This is a genomic window from Streptomyces sp. NPDC053560, assembly GCF_044544605.1.
GTDB lineage: Bacteria > Actinomycetota > Actinomycetes > Streptomycetales > Streptomycetaceae > Streptomyces.
The window spans coordinates 16,213-33,264 of the sequence record NZ_JBITXI010000014.1 but is presented as its reverse complement, the minus strand read 5'-3'; the positions used below and the strand labels follow the sequence as shown (position 1 = coordinate 33,264).

The window sequence follows — 17,052 nt, the reverse complement described above, 5'->3', positions numbered from 1 at the left end:
CGCCGGGGCCCGGTGATACTCGGAGGGTGACGACCGACTACGACACCATCGTCCCGGCCGGGGGCGCGGCGCGCCGGCTCGGCGGCGCCGACAAGCCCGCCCTCGCGGTGGGCGGCCGGTCCCTGCTGGACCGGGTGCTCGCCGCCTGCCCCGGCGCCGCGCGCACCGTGGTGGTCGGGCCGGAGCGGCCGACCCTTCGCCCCGTGGTGACGACACGGGAGGACCCGCCGGGCGCCGGGCCGGTCGCGGCGCTCGACGCGGGCCTGCGGCACACCACGGCCGGCACGGTGCTGGTCCTCTCCGCCGACCTGCCCTTCCTCACCACCGCGACGGTGGACGCCCTGCTGGCGGCGGTGGCGGACACGGAGGACTTGCAGAGCGCACAGGGCGCACAGGGCGAGTCGGCCGGGGCCGACGGTGCCCTGCTGGTCGACGCGGACGGGCGGGACCAGCCGCTCGTGGCGGCCTACCGGGCCGCTGCGCTGCGGCGGGCCCTGGAGACGCTGCGCACGGCGCACGGCGGGCTCGCCGGGCTGCCGCTGCGGGCGTTGCTCGCGGAACTGACGGTGCGCCGGGTACGGGACGACACGGCCACGGCCTCGTACGACTGCGACACCTGGGAGGCCCTCAGCGCGGCGCGCGCCCGCATCAGGGAGCATGGACACGTGTTGGACGAATGGATCACCGCAGTCAAGGCCGAACTGGGCATCGAACTCGATGTCGACACGGCCGTCCTCCTCGACCTGGCGCGGGACGCGGCACACGGCGTGGCCCGGCCGGCCGCTCCGCTGACGACCTTCCTCGTCGGGTACGCCGCCGCCCAGCAGGGTCTGGACGTGGCGGAGGTCAGCAGGCGCGCGGCGGCGCTGGCGAACCGTTGGGCCGCGGAAGCGGGGGAATGATGCCGGGTCCGACCGGAGACCCCGGCGAATTCGACGACGCGCTGGCCATCGCCAACGCGGGGCGGGCGAGGTCGGCGGACCCGGCAGCCCGTTCGACGGGCGCGGGGCCCGGCCTGGAACGGGGCGCCGAGCCCCGGACGACGGACGCCGTGCAACAGGGCGCGGCGTCCCGCGGTGCGGCGACCCGCGGTACCGAGTCGCGTGGTGTCGAGTCGCCCGGAGCCGAGCCGTACTCGGGTGAGCGGGCCGACGAGCGGCCCCCCGAACGTCCCTGGTTCGACCCGTGGCACGCCCCGTGGGGCAACAGCCGCCACGAGCCCCGCCCTGAAGCCGGAGTGGAGCCTCCTGGGCCGCAGCCCGGCGGCTCCGGACCCACGGAGCCCACCGGGGCCGGCAGGTCCATCGAACCCATGGAGCCCACCAGGGCCGGTAGGCCCATCGAGCCCATCGAGCCCTCCCCCGCACGGGCTCCCCGGCCGGACACCCCCGCCTCCGGTACTCCCCGCCCCAGCGCTTCCCAGCCCGGTGCCCACTCCCGCTCCCACCCCCGTGCCCGCCCCCACTCCCCCTGGCCCGACGCGCGCGCTGTCGCCGCGGATGCCGTGGACGGGCCGCTGGCGCCCGGGGGCGTACCGCTCGGGCCCGAGGCGCTGGGGCGGGTGCTCGCCGGGGCGCTCACGGCGCTCACGGACCTGCCCTCGTTCGACACCTCGGCGATGGACGGCTGGGCCGTCTCCGGCCCCGGCCCCTGGCGCCTCACCGTTCCCCGTGCCGTCGCCCCCGCCGCGACCGCCGGCATCCTCGCCGGTCAGGGCCCCGCCCGGCCGCTTCCCGACGGGCACGCGGTACCGATCGCCACCGGGGCGCGGATACCACCGGGCGCCTCGGCCGTGCTCCGCTCCGAGCACGGCGAGACCACGGAACAGCCCGACGGCGGAATGCTGTTGAGCGCGCCTCGCGGTGCGCCGCCCGGCCAGGACATCCGGCCGCGCGGCCAGGAGTGCCGTAACGGCGATCCGCTCCTGCCGCCCGGCACCCCGGTCACCCCGGCCGTGCTCGGCCTGGCCGCCGCCGCGGGCTACGACGAACTGTGGACGTACCGCCGCCCGGTGGTGGAGATCCTCGTCCTGGGCGACGAGTTGCTGCACGGCGGGCTGCCGCAGGACGGGCGCATCCGGGACGCGCTCGGCCCGATGCTCGCCCCGTGGCTGCGGGCCATGGGCGCGGAGACCATCGGCCCGCGCCATCTCGCGGACGACGAGGCGACGTTGTACGAAGCCATCGCCGGTTCCACGGCGGACGTGGTGATCACGACCGGCGGGACGGCGGCGGGACCGGTCGACCATGTGCACCCGGTGCTGCGCCGCCTCGGGGCCGAACTGCTCGTGGACGGCGTCCAGGTGCGCCCCGGCCACCCGATGCTGCTCGCCCGGCTCGGCCCGGCGGACGGCACCGCGCCGCGCGGGCGGCCCGCCCGGCGCGGTGCCCGGAAGGCCACCGCGGGTGTTTCACGTGAAACACCCGCACCACGCCACCTGGTGGGCCTCCCCGGCAATCCGCTCGCCGCAGTCTCGGGCCTGCTGACGCTCGCCGAACCGCTGCTCGGTACGCTCTCCGGCCGTACGCGTTCCGAGCCCCGCCGGGTGTGCCTCGCCGACGGTGTGCACGGGCATCCGCATGACACCCGGCTGGTCCCCGTGGCCTGCCGCATCGACGAGAAGGGAGGCGCGGTGGCGCTCCCCCTCCACTTCAACGGTCCCGCCATGCTGCGCGGCATCGCCGCCGCCGACGCGCTGGCCGTGATCCCGCCGGGCGGCGCCGCGGCGGGCGAACCGGCCGTACTGCTGGACCTGCCCTGGTCCGCGGCGACCACGGCACGCGAATCGTTCACTGCCACGGCACCCGAATCGTTCACTGCCACGGCACCCGAATCGTTCACTGCCACGGCATCGGGCACCGACGCCGCCAAGGCATCGGACACCGCCACGGCTCCGGACACGGGCGCCCACGGAGGCCACGCGTGAAACTCCCCATGCACGACGCCGCGGCGCGTGACCAGCAGCTCCCCGAGGACGTGTCGCACCGCGTGCAGCTGCCGCGCCGCGCCCCCGAGGCTCCGCTGCGCCAGGTGATCCGCCGGCTTCTGATGGCGTTGATAGTGCTGGTGCTGACGGTCCTGATCGTCTGGGTGGACCGCGACGAATACCACGACAACGCCGACAACGCGGTCGACTTCCTCGACTGCGTCTACTACGCCACCGTCACGCTCTCCACGACCGGGTACGGCGACATCGTCCCGTACGGAGACACCGCACGGCTGCTGAACATCCTGCTCATCACGCCGCTCCGCGTCCTGTTCCTGATCATCCTGGTCGGCACCACTCTGGAGGTCCTCACCGAGCGGACCCGTGAACAGTGGCGGCTCAATCGCTGGAGGACCGCCTTGCGCGACCACACCGTCATCGTCGGCTTCGGTACGAAGGGCCGGTCGGCCGTGCAGACGCTGCGCGCCACGGGCGCCGGCCGGGACCGCATCGTCATCGTGGACCCGAGCCCCAAGGTGATCGACTCGGCCGTGGCCGAGGGCTTCGCGGGCGTACTCGGCGATGCCACGCGCAGCGACGTACTTCTGCGTGCCGAGGTGCAGCGCGCCCGGCAGATCATCATCGCCACGCAGCGCGACGACACCGCCGTCCTGGTCTCGTTGACCGCTCGTCAACTGAACAAGAAGGCGACGATCGTGGCGGCCGTGCGGGAGGAGGAGAACGCCCCGCTGCTGCGGCAGTCCGGCGCCGACTCCGTGATCACCTCGGCGAGCGCGGCGGGCCGGCTGCTGGGCCTGTCGGTGAACAGCCCGAGCGCGAGCACGGTCATGGAGGACCTGATCCAGCAGGGCAGCGGCCTGGACCTGATCGAGCGCCCGGTGGTGAAGGCGGAGGTCGGCAAGTCGGTACGGGACACCGGTGACCTGGTCGTTTCCGTACTGCGCGGCCACCGGCTGCTGGCGTACGACGACCCGGCGGCGAGCCCGCTGCAGCATGCCGACCGGCTGATCACGATCGTCCGTGCGATGCCCGACGAGGACCGCGCGGAGCTGGGCCGCCCGGCCGCGCAGGGGCTGCCGGGCAGCGGAGTGAAGCCGATGCGCCGAGCCGATGAGAAGGACCGGGTGATCCGCCGCGCGGACGAACAGGACCTCGGCGACTGACCGTGTACCGGTGGCGCTCCGCTGAAAGGGCAGGGGTCGAACAGCGGCTTTCGGCCCGCCCCCTACCGGAGCGCCCTCGGCCTCGGCCCGAGGAGGCGAGTAGCCTCGCGGCCATGCGTGCGATCACCATTCCCGAACCCGGCGGACCCGAGGCCCTGGTGTGGGCCGAGGTGCCCGCGCCGCAACTTTCCGAGGGCGAGGTGCTGGTCCGGGTCGCGGCCAGCGCCGTCAACCGCGCCGATGTGATGCAGCGACAGGGCTTCTACGACCCGCCGCCCGGCGCCTCCGCCTACCCCGGCCTGGAGTGCGCCGGCACGATCACCGAGGTCGGCCCGGGCGTGAGCGGCTGGGCGGTCGGCGACGAGGTCTGCGCCCTGCTGGCGGGCGGCGGTTACGCCGAACAGGTGGCGGTGCCGTCCGGGCAGCTGCTGCCGCTCCCGAAGGGCATCGACGTCACGCAGGCCGCCGCGCTGCCCGAGGTGACCTGCACGGTCTGGTCGAACGTCTTCATGGTGGCCCATCTGCGGCCCGGCGAGACCCTGCTGGTGCACGGTGGGTCCAGCGGCATCGGCACCATGGCGATCCAGCTGGCCAAGGCGGTCGGCGCGCGGGTCGCGGTGACCGCGGGCAGCGCCGAGAAGCTGGAGAGCTGCCGCGAGCTGGGCGCCGACGTGCTCATCAACTACCGCGAGCAGGACTTCGTCGAGGAGATCCGCAACGCCACCGACGGCCGGGGCGCCGACGTCATCCTGGACATCATCGGCGCGAAGTACCTGGACCAGAACGTGCGGGCGCTGGCCACCAACGGGCGGCTGGCCATCATCGGCCTGCAGGGCGGCCGGAAGGGCGAGCTGAACCTGGGCGCGCTGCTGGCCAAGCGCGGCGCGGTCACGGCGACGTCGCTGCGCGGCCGGCCCGTCGAGGAGAAGGCCGCGATCGTCGCCGCCGTGCGGGAGCACGTCTGGCCGCTGATCGAGAACGGCCAGGTCCGGCCGATCGTGGACCGTACGCTGCCGATGGCGGAGGCCGCCGAGGGCCACCGGATCCTGGAGGAGTCCGGCCACATCGGCAAGGTCGTCCTGACGGTCGGCTGACCGGGACCGCCCCGCAAGCCCGCCCCCACCCCCCCCGTAAGCCCGCCCCGCCCTCACCGCCGCCGCAGCCGGAGCCCGATGAACGCCAGCCCCAGCCCCGTGAGCGCGAGACCCGCGCCGAAAGGCAGGACGCGGGCGACCCGGGCGGCCTGTTCGGTGGCGTAGGGCGGGCGGAGGGCGCCGGTGGTCTCACGGCCGGTCGCCGTGGGCCCGGTGGCCGGCGAGCCGTCCGGCGGGCTCAGCGACTGCCAGTTGTGCATCCCCTGGCCGCGCGGCGACAGGGGCGGGTGCGGGCTGCCGGGCCGTTCGCCGGACGGCCGGTCCGACGTACCGGGGCTCTGCAGCGCCGCGCCGGAGTCGGAGTCCTGGGGCGTGCCGAGGCCGCTTGTCCCCTCGGTGCCGGCCGGGGCGGAGCCGCTGGGCCGGGCCGGGGTGCCCGTGCGACTGGGCGGGCCGTCGGAGGACGAGTGGCTCGACGTGGGCCGAGTGGGTGACGGCGTGGCCGAGCCGGTGCTCGCGGACGGGCTCGGGCCGGAGGCGGTCGAGGACGGCGAGGGGCTCTGCCCCGGTCCTGTCGGCACCGCCGACGACCCGGAGGGCAGGGAGGAGCCGGGCCCCTGTGACCGCCCTGTGGAGCCGTCACCCGCGGAGCCGTCACCCGTTGTGTCCTCGGCGGTCGGGTCCGCCGGCGCGCCCGGGACCGTTCCGCGGCCGGTGGAGGCGGCGCTCGGGAGCCGGCCGGCGGACCGCCCGTCGGTGATCTGCGGCTGCGGCAGATCGCCCGGCCGTGCCCCGTGCAGTTGGCCGGGTGGCGCTCCGGCGGCAGCGGCGGCCGCGGGAACGGCGGGGAACAGGGTGGTTGCCGTCAGCAGTCCGGCGGCGATGAGTGAGCGGAGTCCTGAACCCACGCCGTGCCCTCCCGTGCCGAGCCTCGAGTGACGTCTTCAGGTTCACATGAGCCGACAATTAGGGCATCTCAGGAAAGGGAGAAAGAACACCTAAAAGGTTGTCGAACTTACATGATGTCCATGGATGTGCATGAAAGTCCGGAGACTGCCCCGCCGGGCGAGGGTGGATCAATAGTTCGCCGGGGCACAACTGTTCTTAAGTGCATGTACGAGAGAATGGCGGCATGGATATGCCGATGAACGAACGGTCGCAGGAGAGCCCGCACGTCCTGGTTGTCGGCCCGGACGGCATGGCTCTCGGCAGCGCAGGCGGCTCCGGTGGCGGAGACGGCGACGACGAGCCACGCGAGGTTCCGGTGACGGAGATGGTCGAACAGCCGGCGAAGGTCATGCGCATCGGCAGCATGATCAAGCAGCTGCTGGAAGAGGTGAAGGCCGCCCCGCTCGACGAGGCGAGCCGGGTTCGTCTCAAGGAGATCCACGCCGGCTCCGTGAAGGAGCTGGAGGACGGGCTGGCCCCCGAGCTGGTGGAGGAGCTGGAGCGGCTGTCCCTGCCGTTCACCGACGACTCCGTGCCCACCGAGGCCGAACTGCGTATCGCACAGGCTCAGTTGGTCGGCTGGCTGGAAGGCCTGTTCCACGGCATCCAGACCGCGCTGTTCGCCCAGCAGATGGCCGCCCGAGCCCAGTTGGAGCAGATGCGCCGTGCCCTCCCGCCCGGCGCCGTACCCGCCGAGGACGACGACCTTCAGCACCCCGGCCGGGGCAGCGCCCGCTCCGGCCCGTACCTCTGATCCCACCTGCACCGAGGGGCCCTGCGCGCGGTGTGCGCGAAGGGCCCCTCGGTGCAGGTGCGTCGGGCGCCGGCGTCAGCCGGCCTTGCCCGTCGAGACGACGAGCTGGATCTTCTGGTCACCCTTGGGGTCGTAGCTGTCGTTCTCGCCCGGCGTCTGCCGGATGACGGCGTTCTTGCCCCACATCGGTTCGCTGTTCTCGTAGGTGATGTCCCACTGCCAACCGGCCTTCTGCATGCAGTTCTTCACCGAAGCGAGGTTCTTGCTGTAGAAGTTCGGCATCATGATCTTCGACTTGTCGTCGAAGCTCTTGACCGCTTCCGTGCACTCCTTCGCCTCGACGATCCGGTCCTTCTGCTCGGGCTGGACCTTGTTCGCCGAGTCCTCGGTGGCGGAGGCGGTGGGCTGCGGCGATTCGCTGCCGTTGGCCCGCGGGCCGGGCTGGTCCGGGTCGCCGCCGCTGAGCGCGATGACCATGACCACCGCGACGACGGCTATCAGGGCGACCACGGCGGAGCCGATGAGCACCGGCTTGTTGCTCTTGCCGCCGCCCTGCTGCCCGCCGCCCTGCGGCGCGATCGTGTACGGCGGCGGAGTCTGCATGCCGCCGTGGTACGGGCCGGGGGCCGGCGTCTGGTACGCGTGGCTCGGCGGCGGCGGGGTGGACGGGCCGAAGCCGCCGAACTGGCCGCTCGCGGGCGGCGGGGTGTACGGGCTCTGCACGTTGGGCGTGCCCGTACCCGGGGTGCCGGTCGCCGAGGGGAAGACCGCGGAGGCCACCGAGGCGCCGCTGGTGCGCGGGCCCTGGCCGCCGACGATCACCGGCGAGGCGCCGGACTGCCCGGCCTGGGCGATGCGCAGGCACTCGTCCTGCATCGCCTGGGCGGTCGGGAAGCGCTCGTTGGGGTTCTTCTTCAGCGCCCGGGCGACCAGCGCGTCCACCGCCGGCGGCACCGAGCGGTTGATGCTGGAGGGCATCGGAGGCTCCTCCTGCACGTGCGCGTACGCGATGGCCAGCGGCGAGTCCGCGTCGAAGGGCAGCTGCCCGGTCAACAGCTCGAAGAGCATGATGCCGACGGAGTACAGGTCGGAGCGGGCGTCCACGCCGCGGCCCAGGGCCTGCTCGGGCGAGAGGTACTGCGGGGTGCCGACGACCATGCCGGTCTGGGTCATCGAGGTGACGCCGGACTGCATGGCGCGGGCGATGCCGAAGTCCATGACCTTCACGACGTTGCGCTTGGTCATCATGACGTTGCCGGGCTTGATGTCCCGGTGGACCAGGCCCATCTCGTGGCTGACCTCGAGGGCGGCCAGCACATCGGCGGTGACCTTCAGCGCCTTGTCGGTGGGCATGGCGCCGAACTGCGCGATGTCGGCGTCCAGCACCGAGCGCAGCGGCTGTCCGGAGACGTACTCCATGACGATGTAGGGCGTCATGCCGCCGTCGAGCTCGTCCTCGCCGGAGTCGAAGACCGAGACGATGTTGGTGTGCGACAGCTTCGCCACCGACTGGGCCTCGCGGCGGAAGCGCTCGCGGAAGGCCTGCTCGCGGCCGAGCTCGGTGTGCAGCGTCTTGATCGCTACCTCGCGGTCCAGCACGCTGTCGTACGCGAGGTGCACGGAGGCCATGCCGCCGGCGCCGAGAAGATCACGAAGCTGGTAGCGTCCCCGCCCCACCGCACGGCCCGCGCCATGGCCCTGTGCGCCGTCCTGGCTCATCTTTCCGTTTCCCCCTCGGCGCACTGCCCGCACTGACCCGTACGCGGCACTGGTCGGGCTGTTCTGTTGCTGGCCGGGACCGGTATGCGACCGGCGGGCCAGGTTCTGGAATTCCGCAGCCAAGTGTGCCTCAGGCCTCCGGCCAGTCAAGCCGCGTGCCCGTTCCGTGACCAGATGGGCAACAACCCCGCACGGACGTGCCGCGTGTCAGGAGCCTGCCAGGAACACCCGTGCGGCTTGTCGCGAGCGTGTCAGAAACTCGTCACGACTCTGTCAGCATCGAGAGGGCAAAAGGGTCACTCGTAGTGAACTTGCGACATGTGAGCGGTGCACGCTTTGATGGCCGGTCCTTCACAAAACCGGTGCGCCCCGCGGAGCCTGTAGCGTGCTCTTGCGAAGACCGAGACTTATAACCGCGTACACGCGGATCGATTCGACGGCGAGGACCGATGGCACAGACGCAGAGCCCCCAGGGCCCGTCCGATCCTGAAGCCACCGGCTCCAATATCCCCGACGCACCGGAGATGTGGGGCAACGGCGGTCTGGTCGGTGACGGGCGCTACCGCCTGACGCGCCGTCTGGGCCGAGGCGGCATGGCGGAGGTGTTCGCGGCCGAAGACGTACGGCTGGGCCGTACGGTCGCGGTGAAGCTGCTGCGCTCCGACCTCGCCGAGGATCCGGTCTCCAAGGCCCGCTTCACCCGTGAGGCGCAGTCCGTCGCGGGGCTGAACCACCACGCGGTGGTCGCCGTGTACGACTCCGGCGAGGACCTGGTCGGCGGCAACACCATCCCGTACATCGTGATGGAGCTGGTCGAGGGCCACACCATCCGCGATCTGCTGCTCAACGCCGACGCGCCGCCGCCGGACCAGGCGCTGATCATCGTCTCCGGGGTGCTGGAGGCGCTGGCCTACAGCCACCAGCACGGCATCGTGCACCGCGACATCAAGCCCGCGAACGTGATCATCACGAACAGCGGCGCGGTCAAGGTGATGGACTTCGGCATCGCGCGCGCCCTGCACGGCGCGTCGAACACGATGACCCAGACCGGCATGGTCATGGGCACGCCGCAGTACCTCTCACCGGAGCAGGCGCTCGGCAAGACCGTCGACACCCGCTCCGACCTGTACGCGACCGGCTGCCTGCTGTACGAACTGCTCGCGCTGCGCCCGCCCTTCGTCGGCGAGACGCCGCTGTCCGTGGTGTACCAGCACGTGCAGGACATGCCGAAGGTGCCGTCGGAGGTCTCCGAGGAGGTGCCGCCGGAGCTGGACGGGCTGGTCATGCGCGCGCTGGCGAAGGACCCGGACGACCGGTTCCAGACCGCCGAGGAGATGCGCGGCCTGGTCCAGTACGCGCTCCAGATGCTGCACGAGCAGGGCGGCCACACCGGCACCTGGAGCACCGGGCCGGTCGCCGTGCACGAGGGCGGCTCGACGCCCGCCATGGGCGTGGCGGCCACGACGGCGATGCCGCACCCGACGCACGGCGCGACGGCCGCGCAGCCGATCCTCCCGCAGGGCAGGGACGACGACGGCGGTTACGAGGGCGGTCCGCACGGCTCCAAGGGCGGCGGCCGCGGCAAGGTCTGGCTGATCGCCGCGCTGGCGCTGATCGCCGTCGTGGCGGGCGTCGTCTTCGCGCTGCAGAACACCGGCGACGACAAGCCCGACAAGAACCCGAAGCCGACGCCCACGGCGACGGAGAGCAAGGACGAGAAGACCTCCGAGCCGCCGTCGAAGGATCCGACGACGGAGGCGACGCTGCCCGGCGGTACGGGCGGCAACACCGGTGACTACACCCAGACGCCGACGGAGACCGGGAACCCGACGCCGACGGACACCGCGCCGACGACGAACGAGCCGACCGACGACCCGACCCCCACGGTGACCGACACGGGCGAGCCGACGGACGAGCCGACCGCGCCGACGACGGAGCCGACCGACGACTCGTCGCCGATCATCCCGCCGCCGGGGGACGAGGACGGCGGCGAGTGAGCCGGTCCGGTATCTGACCTGAACGAGCGAGGCACCGAGATGGTGCCTCGCTCGTTCGCGTAGCGGCCGGGGCCGGGCCGACGCGCTCAGCCCGTGAAGGCCTGCCGGACCGCCGCGTACTCGTCCGTCCACCACACCGCCAGCGCCGCCGCGGGCGGGAAGAGGCCGTCGGCGCGCCGGTCGCCCAGCCGGTACCGCCAGTCCAGCATCCAGAAGTCGTTCAGGCGTTCCCACCAGACGCGGTGCACGGCGGCCGCCAGCTCGTCCGGGCCGACGCCCGAGGCACGCCGGTAGGCACGCGCGTACGCCGCCACCTTCGCCAGGTCCAGGCTGCCCGAGGGCCGTACGAAGAAGATCGCGGCGGCCCGTACGGTCTCCTCGGCGCGCGGCGCGACCGCCAGCCGGTCCCAGTCGACGATCGCGGCCGGCTCGGCGCCCCGGTAGAGCAGGTTCAGGGGGTGGAAGTCGCCGTGCACCCAGCCCGCCGGGGCCGCGCGTGCCGGGCGGTGATGGGCGTGCGCGGCCAGCAGGGCGCGGCGTTCCAGGAGCCGGTGCTCGGCGAGCGCGTCGAAGCTGTCGTGCGGGCGGGCGCCCCGGGCCAGCGCCAGCAGCTCGTCGATGCCCACGAAGGTGGCGGCGGGGTCGGCGCTCTCCTGGCCCGGCTCCGGCGGCGCCTCGGGCATGACCTGGGAGAGGGCCACGTGCACCCGGCCGAGCAGCGTGCCGAGCCGGTGGCACTGGGTGGGGGTGAGGGCCGCGCCGTCCAGGTGGCGGCCGTCGACCCAGGGGTGCAGGGCGTAGCTGCGGTCGTCGAGGACGGCGACGGTGCGGCCGTCGGCGGCGCGTACGGGCGGTGCGACGGGCAGGCCCATGGCGCCCAGCAGGCGGGTGGCGCGGTGCTGCCGGACCAGGGCGCCGTGGTCGGCGTCGAGGTGGTGCTTGAGGAAGAAGCGGCCGCGCGTGGTGGTCAGCCGGTAGCCGTGGTTGAGCAGGCCCTCGGCGACCGGCTCGCACGTCAGCGGCTCCCCGGCGCCTTCGTAGCGGCGCAGCAGGGAGCCGAGAGTGTGTCCGTCGGGCGCCGTTGCCGTCCGGACCGCAGATGAGCGGAGCACCCGTCAGATGTTAGATCACTTCGATCGGGGTGGTTTCCCGGACCGGTCGGCTATCGGTCAGCCTGAATGGGCGTACCGGAAGAGCGGTACATCGGTCAGCGTGTGCACCTTCGCGAAGACCGGTTCGATGTGCAGGAAGACCGGGTCGAACGGCTCGCCGTCGGCGAGCGCCGGGGTGCGTCCGAAGGCGTCGTGGTCGGCGGGCTCCGGGCGGATGACGCCGGCCGTGCCGGTGAACTGGACGGCCCAGGTCTCGGGCTCGCCGTCGGTGACGTTGTCCGCCTGGTACGAGACCACGCTGCCGTCGAGGGCGCGGTGGTAGCCGTAGCCGCGGTGCAGGCGCAGCAGCAGGCGTCCCTCCTCGGTCACCACGTGCCGGGCGATCGTCGTGAAGGGCAGCGCCCGCAGGCTGGCCGAGACCCGGCCGTAGGGCGTACGGCCGAGCAGCTCCAGTGCGCGGAATTCGTCGGGCATGGGAACCACCCTGCCCGGCGGTGCGGGCACGGCTGTAGGGGCGGCCGCCCCCGCGCCGCCGGGACGTTGGTCCCGAAATGGATGATTCCGCAGGTCAGCCAGTCGAATAGGCGGCAATCACCGTCGTGTGATGTCGTTCAGCGGCCTTCCGCCTGCATTCTGGCGACGTATGCGGCGGCCTGGGAGCGGCGTTCCATGCCGAGTTTGGCGAGCAGGCTGGAGACGTAATTCTTGATGGTTTTCTCGGCGAGATGCAGCCGTTCTCCGATGGCCCGATTGGTCAGTCCCTCGCCGATCAGATCGAGGATCCGCCGCTCCTGTTCGGTGAGGTTCGCCAGCCGGTCGTCGCCCTTGGCGCCGCCGTCCCGCAGCCGTTCCAGGACGCGTTGCGTGGCCACCGGGTCCAGCAGGGACTTGCCGGCCGCCACGTCCCGGACGGCCGAGAGCAGTTCGTTGCCGCGGATCGCCTTGAGCACATACCCGGAGGCACCGGCCATGATCGCGTCAAAAAGTGCCTCGTCATCGGCGAAAGACGTGAGCATCAGGCACTTGATGTCCTCGTTCTGCGACCGGATCTCCCGGCACACCTCGACGCCGCTGCCGTCCGGCAGCCGGACGTCCAGCACGGCCACGTCGGGACGCGTCGCAGGGATCCTGACCAGGGCGTCTGCGGCGGTACCGGCCTCGCCGACCACCTCGATGTCGTTCTCGACCGTGAGCATGTCGTGAACGCCACGCCGGACGACCTCATGATCGTCGAGCAGGAATACCGTGATTTTTCCGTCTTCGTGCACGGCCTCAGTCTCACACACGAACCCTTCCCGTGCTCCGGTCCGGCGATATAACGTGCCGTTGTTCCGGCGGCCTGCGACGCTGTGACCAGGAGTTGTTCCCACCCTTCGCGATTTACTTGGAAATCCAAGCAAAATCGCAGGTCAGGGCCGTTTTCGCTTAGGCTCGGGAAATGGGTAACGTGCATGGGCAGGCCACGTCCGGGGCAGTTTTGTTCCACCCGGGCCTGACCGCGTTCGCACACACCCCGTGCGCCGTATCGGATACCGGGTGAGCCGCAATACGGCCACCGGCGGACCCCGGGGGCCGGACAGACGGAGGAGCAGCACGTGACCGTGGACAGCACTGCCGCACGGAAAGCTACGCGCAGTAGCGGCAAGCGCACGACCGCGAAGAAAGCGCCCGGCGGGACCGCGGCGAAGGCCAAGGCGGGCAAGGCCGGCACCGGCCCGGCCGCCGGGGCACCGGCTTCGGCGGAGCAGGACCCGGACCAGTTCGTCCAGCTGCTGACCCCCGAAGGGGAGCGCGTCGAGCACCCGGAGTACGGGATCGACCTGTCCGCCGACGAGCTGCGCGGCCTGTACCGCGACATGGTGCTCACGCGGAAGTTCGACGCCGAGGCGACCACCCTGCAGCGCCAGGGTGAGCTGGGCCTGTGGCCCTCGCTGCTGGGCCAGGAGGCCGCGCAGATCGGCTCGGGACGCGCCCTGCGCGACGACGACTACGTCTTCCCCACCTACCGCGAGCACGGCGTCGCCTGGTGCCGCGGGGTGGACCCGACGAACCTGCTGGGCATGTTCCGCGGCGTGAACCACGGCGGCTGGGACCCCAACAGCAACAACTTCCACCTGTACACGATCGTGATCGGCTCCCAGACGCTGCACGCGACGGGCTACGCCATGGGCGTCCAGAAGGACGGTGCCGACTCCGCCGTCATCGCCTATTTCGGTGACGGTGCGTCCAGCCAGGGTGACGTCGCAGAATCCTTCACCTTCGCGGCCGTCTACAACGCCCCCGTGGTGTTCTTCTGCCAGAACAACCAGTGGGCGATCTCCGAGCCGACCGAGAAGCAGACCCGGGTGCCGCTCTTCCAGCGAGCCCGCGGCTACGGCTTCCCCGGCGTACGGGTCGACGGCAACGACGTGCTCGCCGTCCTCGCCGTCACCAAGGCAGCCCTGGGCCGCGCCCGTACCGGCCAGGGGCCGATGCTGGTCGAGGCGTACACCTACCGCATGGGCGCCCACACCACCTCCGACGACCCGACGCGCTACCGCGGCAACGACGAGCTGCTGGCGTGGGAGGCCAAGGACCCGATCCTGCGACTCCGCCGGTACCTGGAGGCCGAGGGCATCGCCGACGAGGCGTTCTTCGCGTCCGTCGAGAAGGAGGACGAGGCGCTCGGCAAGCGGGTGCGGGACGCGGTCCGCACCATGCCGAACCCCGACGACATGGCGATGTTCGAGCACATCTACGCCGACGGGCACGCGCTCGTCGACGAGGAGCGCGCCCAGTTCGCCGCGTACCAGGCTTCGTTCGCGGAGGAGAACTGACATGGCCGTCTTCGAGAAGATCACCATCGCCAAGGCGATCAACGAATCACTGCGCACGGCCATGGAGGCCGACCCCAAGGTCCTCGTCATGGGCGAGGACGTGGGCAAGCTCGGCGGCGTCTTCCGCGTCACCGACGGCCTGCAGAAGGACTTCGGCGAGGACCGGGTGATCGACACGCCGCTCGCCGAGTCCGGCATCGTCGGCACCGCGATCGGCATGGCCCTGCGCGGCTACCGCCCGGTCCTGGAGATCCAGTTCGACGGGTTCGTCTTCCCCGCGTACGACCAGATCGTCACGCAGCTCGCCAAGATGCACGCCCGCGCGCTCGGCAAGATCAAGCTGCCGATCGTCATCCGCATCCCCTACGGCGGCGCGATCGGCGCCGTCGAGCACCACTCCGAGTCCCCCGAGACGCTGTTCGCGCACGTCGCGGGCCTGAAGGTGATCACGCCTTCGAACTCCTCGGACGCCTACTGGATGCTTCAGCAGGCCATCGCCGGCAACGACCCGGTCATCTACTTCGAGCCCAAGCGCCGCTACCACGACAAGTCCGCGCTGGACACCGAAGCCATCCCGCACCCGCTGCACAAGGCCCGGGTGGCCCGTGAGGGCAGCGACCTGACGCTCGCCGCGTACGGCCCGATGGTCAAGGTCTGCCAGGACGTCGCCCAGGTCGCCGCGGAGGAAGGCAAGTCGGTCGAGGTCGTCGACCTGCGCTCGCTCTCCCCGATCGACTTCGACTCGCTCCAGTCCTCCGTCGAGAAGACCCGCCGCCTGGTCGTCGTGCACGAGGCGCCCGTCTTCCTCGGCTCCGGCGCGGAGATCGCCGCGCGCATCACGGAGCGGTGCTTCTACCACCTGGAGGCGCCGGTGCTGCGGGTGGGCGGCTACCACGCCCCCTATCCGCCGTCCCGGCTGGAGGACGAGTACCTTCCGAACCTGGACCGGGTGCTCGACGCGGTCGACCGGTCGCTGGCGTACTGAGGGGCTTGAGGAGAGTCGTGACCATGACTGCAACCGATCAGCGCTTCCGCGAGTTCAAGATGCCCGATGTGGGCGAGGGGCTCACCGAGGCCGAGATCCTCAAGTGGTACGTCGCCGAGGGCGACACCGTCGCCGACGGGCAGGTCGTCTGCGAGGTCGAGACCGCCAAGGCGGCCGTCGAACTCCCCATCCCCTACGACGGGGTGGTGCACGAGCTGCGGTTCGGCGAGGGCACCACGGTCGACGTCGGCACGGTCATCATCGCCGTGGACACCGACCCGGGCGCGGGCCCCGCAGAGGCTCCGGCGGCCGCGCCGGAGACCGCCGAGCCGGCCGCCGAGGGCGGCGAGGAGGGCCGCAAGGCCGTCCTGGTGGGGTACGGCGCCGCGCCGTCCTCGACGAAGCGGCGGGCGCGCAAGGCGCAGCCCGAGGCCGCTGCCGCGAACGGCGCCCGAGCCGCCGTCCAGGCGGAGCTGAACGGCCACGCCGCGCCGGAGCCGGCCCCCGAGCCGGTTTCACGTGAAACACCCGCCGCGGCGGAGCCCGTGACCGACGGCCGCCCGCTGGCCAAGCCGCCGGTGCGCAAGCTCGCCAAGGACCTCGGCATCGACCTGGCCACGGTCGTCCCCAGCGGCCCCGACGGGATCATCACCCGCGAGGACGTGCACGCGGCGGCCGCACCCGCGTCCACGCCGACATCGGCACCGGAGTTCGACGTGGCGCCGGCCCCCGCCGTGCCCGCGCCGGCCCCCGAGACCGTGGCCGCGGCACGCGAGACCCGGGTGCCGGTCAAGGGCGTACGCAAGGCGACCGCTCAGGCGATGGTGCAGTCGGCGTTCACCGCGCCGCACGTCACGGAGTTCATCACCGTCGACGTGACCCGCACGATGAAGCTCGTGCAGGAGCTGAAGCAGGACCCCGACATGGCGGGCGTCCGCGTCAATCCGCTGCTCCTCGTCGCCAAGGCGTTCCTGGTGGCCATCAAGCGCCACCCGGAGGTCAACGCCTCCTGGGACGAGGAGAACCAGGAGATCGTCCAGAAGGACTATGTGAACCTGGGCATCGCGGCCGCCACCCCGCGCGGTCTGATCGTCCCGAACATCAAGGACGCAGGCGCCAAGACGCTGCCGCAGCTGGCCGAGTCCCTCGGTGAGCTGGTCGCCACGGCCAGGGAGGGCAAGACCTCCCCGGCGGACATGGCGGGCGGCACGGTCACCATCACCAACGTCGGCGTCTTCGGCGTCGACACCGGTACGCCCATCCTGAACCCCGGCGAATCCGCGATCCTCGCCTTCGGCGCGGTCAAGGAGCAGCCCTGGGTCCACAAGGGCAAGGTCAAGCCGCGTCAGGTGACGACGCTGGCGCTCTCCTTCGACCACCGGCTGGTCGACGGCGAGCTGGGCTCCAAGGTCCTCGCGGACACCGCGGCGATACTGGAGCGCCCCAAGCGCCTGATCACCTGGGCGTAGCCCGCAGCGCAGCGGCCCGGCAGGGCGGCGCAGGCGAAAAGAAATTGG

General features: G+C 72.0%; 14 protein-coding genes. 9 read left to right on the top strand and 5 right to left on the bottom strand.

Annotated elements, in window-relative coordinates:
- Nucleotides 1-26 precede the first annotated feature (26 nt).
- From ACIGQF_RS29985 to ACIGQF_RS29970, 4 genes are all read left to right on the top strand, one after another.
- Entirely contained in the window at nt 27-902 is an 876-nt protein-coding gene (locus ACIGQF_RS29985; protein ID WP_399716611.1) for a DUF6457 domain-containing protein, read from the top strand.
- Nucleotides 902-2,926 (top strand): molybdopterin-binding protein, encoded by a 2,025-nt coding sequence (locus ACIGQF_RS29980; protein ID WP_399716608.1) that lies wholly within the window; start codon nt 902-904, stop codon nt 2,924-2,926. Before ACIGQF_RS29985 ends, ACIGQF_RS29980 begins: the two co-directional genes overlap by 1 nt.
- Entirely contained in the window at nt 2,923-4,110 is a 1,188-nt protein-coding gene (locus tag ACIGQF_RS29975) for a potassium channel family protein (RefSeq protein ID WP_399716606.1), read from the top strand. Before ACIGQF_RS29980 ends, ACIGQF_RS29975 begins: the two co-directional genes overlap by 4 nt.
- Nucleotides 4,111-4,223: 113 nt before the next feature.
- On the top strand, nt 4,224-5,204 hold the full coding sequence (locus ACIGQF_RS29970) for an NAD(P)H-quinone oxidoreductase (RefSeq protein WP_399716603.1): 981 nt from the start codon (nt 4,224-4,226) through the stop codon (nt 5,202-5,204).
- Between the two features lie 53 nt (nt 5,205-5,257).
- Here ACIGQF_RS29970 and ACIGQF_RS29965 read toward each other — a convergent pair whose 3' ends face one another.
- On the bottom strand, nt 5,258-6,112 hold the full coding sequence (locus ACIGQF_RS29965) for a hypothetical protein (protein ID WP_399716601.1): 855 nt from the start codon (nt 6,110-6,112) through the stop codon (nt 5,258-5,260).
- 224 nt (nt 6,113-6,336) lie between these two features.
- Here ACIGQF_RS29965 and ACIGQF_RS29960 point away from each other — a divergent pair, with 224 nt between their 5' ends.
- On the top strand, nt 6,337-6,906 hold the full coding sequence (locus tag ACIGQF_RS29960) for a bacterial proteasome activator family protein (protein WP_361553497.1): 570 nt from the start codon (nt 6,337-6,339) through the stop codon (nt 6,904-6,906).
- A gap of 75 nt (nt 6,907-6,981) precedes the next feature.
- Here ACIGQF_RS29960 and ACIGQF_RS29955 read toward each other — a convergent pair whose 3' ends face one another.
- On the bottom strand, nt 6,982-8,625 hold the full coding sequence (locus ACIGQF_RS29955; protein ID WP_399716598.1) for a protein kinase: 1,644 nt from the start codon (nt 8,623-8,625) through the stop codon (nt 6,982-6,984).
- Between the two features lie 449 nt (nt 8,626-9,074).
- On the opposite strand from ACIGQF_RS29955, the gene ACIGQF_RS29950 reads away from it, so the two are divergent.
- The gene (locus tag ACIGQF_RS29950; RefSeq protein ID WP_399716594.1) at nt 9,075-10,622 is read left to right on the top strand and encodes a protein kinase; all 1,548 of its coding nucleotides are present in this window, start codon (nt 9,075-9,077) and stop codon (nt 10,620-10,622) included.
- Between the two features lie 86 nt (nt 10,623-10,708).
- Here the strand turns inward: ACIGQF_RS29950 and ACIGQF_RS29945 are convergent, their stop codons facing one another.
- The 3 genes from ACIGQF_RS29945 to ACIGQF_RS29935 all read right to left on the bottom strand — a co-directional run bounded on the left by ACIGQF_RS29945 (nt 10,709) and on the right by ACIGQF_RS29935 (nt 13,002).
- Nucleotides 10,709-11,734 (bottom strand): phosphotransferase, encoded by a 1,026-nt coding sequence (locus ACIGQF_RS29945; RefSeq protein WP_399716591.1) that lies wholly within the window; start codon nt 11,732-11,734, stop codon nt 10,709-10,711.
- Between the two features lie 57 nt (nt 11,735-11,791).
- Nucleotides 11,792-12,208 (bottom strand): pyridoxamine 5'-phosphate oxidase family protein, encoded by a 417-nt coding sequence (locus tag ACIGQF_RS29940; RefSeq protein WP_361553508.1) that lies wholly within the window; start codon nt 12,206-12,208, stop codon nt 11,792-11,794.
- 137 nt (nt 12,209-12,345) lie between these two features.
- Nucleotides 12,346-13,002 (bottom strand): response regulator, encoded by a 657-nt coding sequence (locus ACIGQF_RS29935; RefSeq protein WP_399716588.1) that lies wholly within the window; start codon nt 13,000-13,002, stop codon nt 12,346-12,348.
- 327 nt (nt 13,003-13,329) lie between these two features.
- Between ACIGQF_RS29935 and pdhA the strand changes: the two genes are divergently transcribed.
- From pdhA to ACIGQF_RS29920, 3 genes are read left to right on the top strand one after another with little or no spacing between them, the layout of a single operon-like run.
- The gene (gene pdhA / locus ACIGQF_RS29930) at nt 13,330-14,550 is read left to right on the top strand and encodes a pyruvate dehydrogenase (acetyl-transferring) E1 component subunit alpha (RefSeq protein ID WP_399716585.1); all 1,221 of its coding nucleotides are present in this window, start codon (nt 13,330-13,332) and stop codon (nt 14,548-14,550) included.
- 1 nt (nt 14,551) lies between these two features.
- Entirely contained in the window at nt 14,552-15,535 is a 984-nt protein-coding gene (locus ACIGQF_RS29925) for an alpha-ketoacid dehydrogenase subunit beta (protein ID WP_399716582.1), read from the top strand.
- A gap of 23 nt (nt 15,536-15,558) precedes the next feature.
- Entirely contained in the window at nt 15,559-17,004 is a 1,446-nt protein-coding gene (locus ACIGQF_RS29920) for a dihydrolipoamide acetyltransferase family protein (protein WP_399716578.1), read from the top strand.
- Nucleotides 17,005-17,052 lie beyond the last annotated feature (48 nt).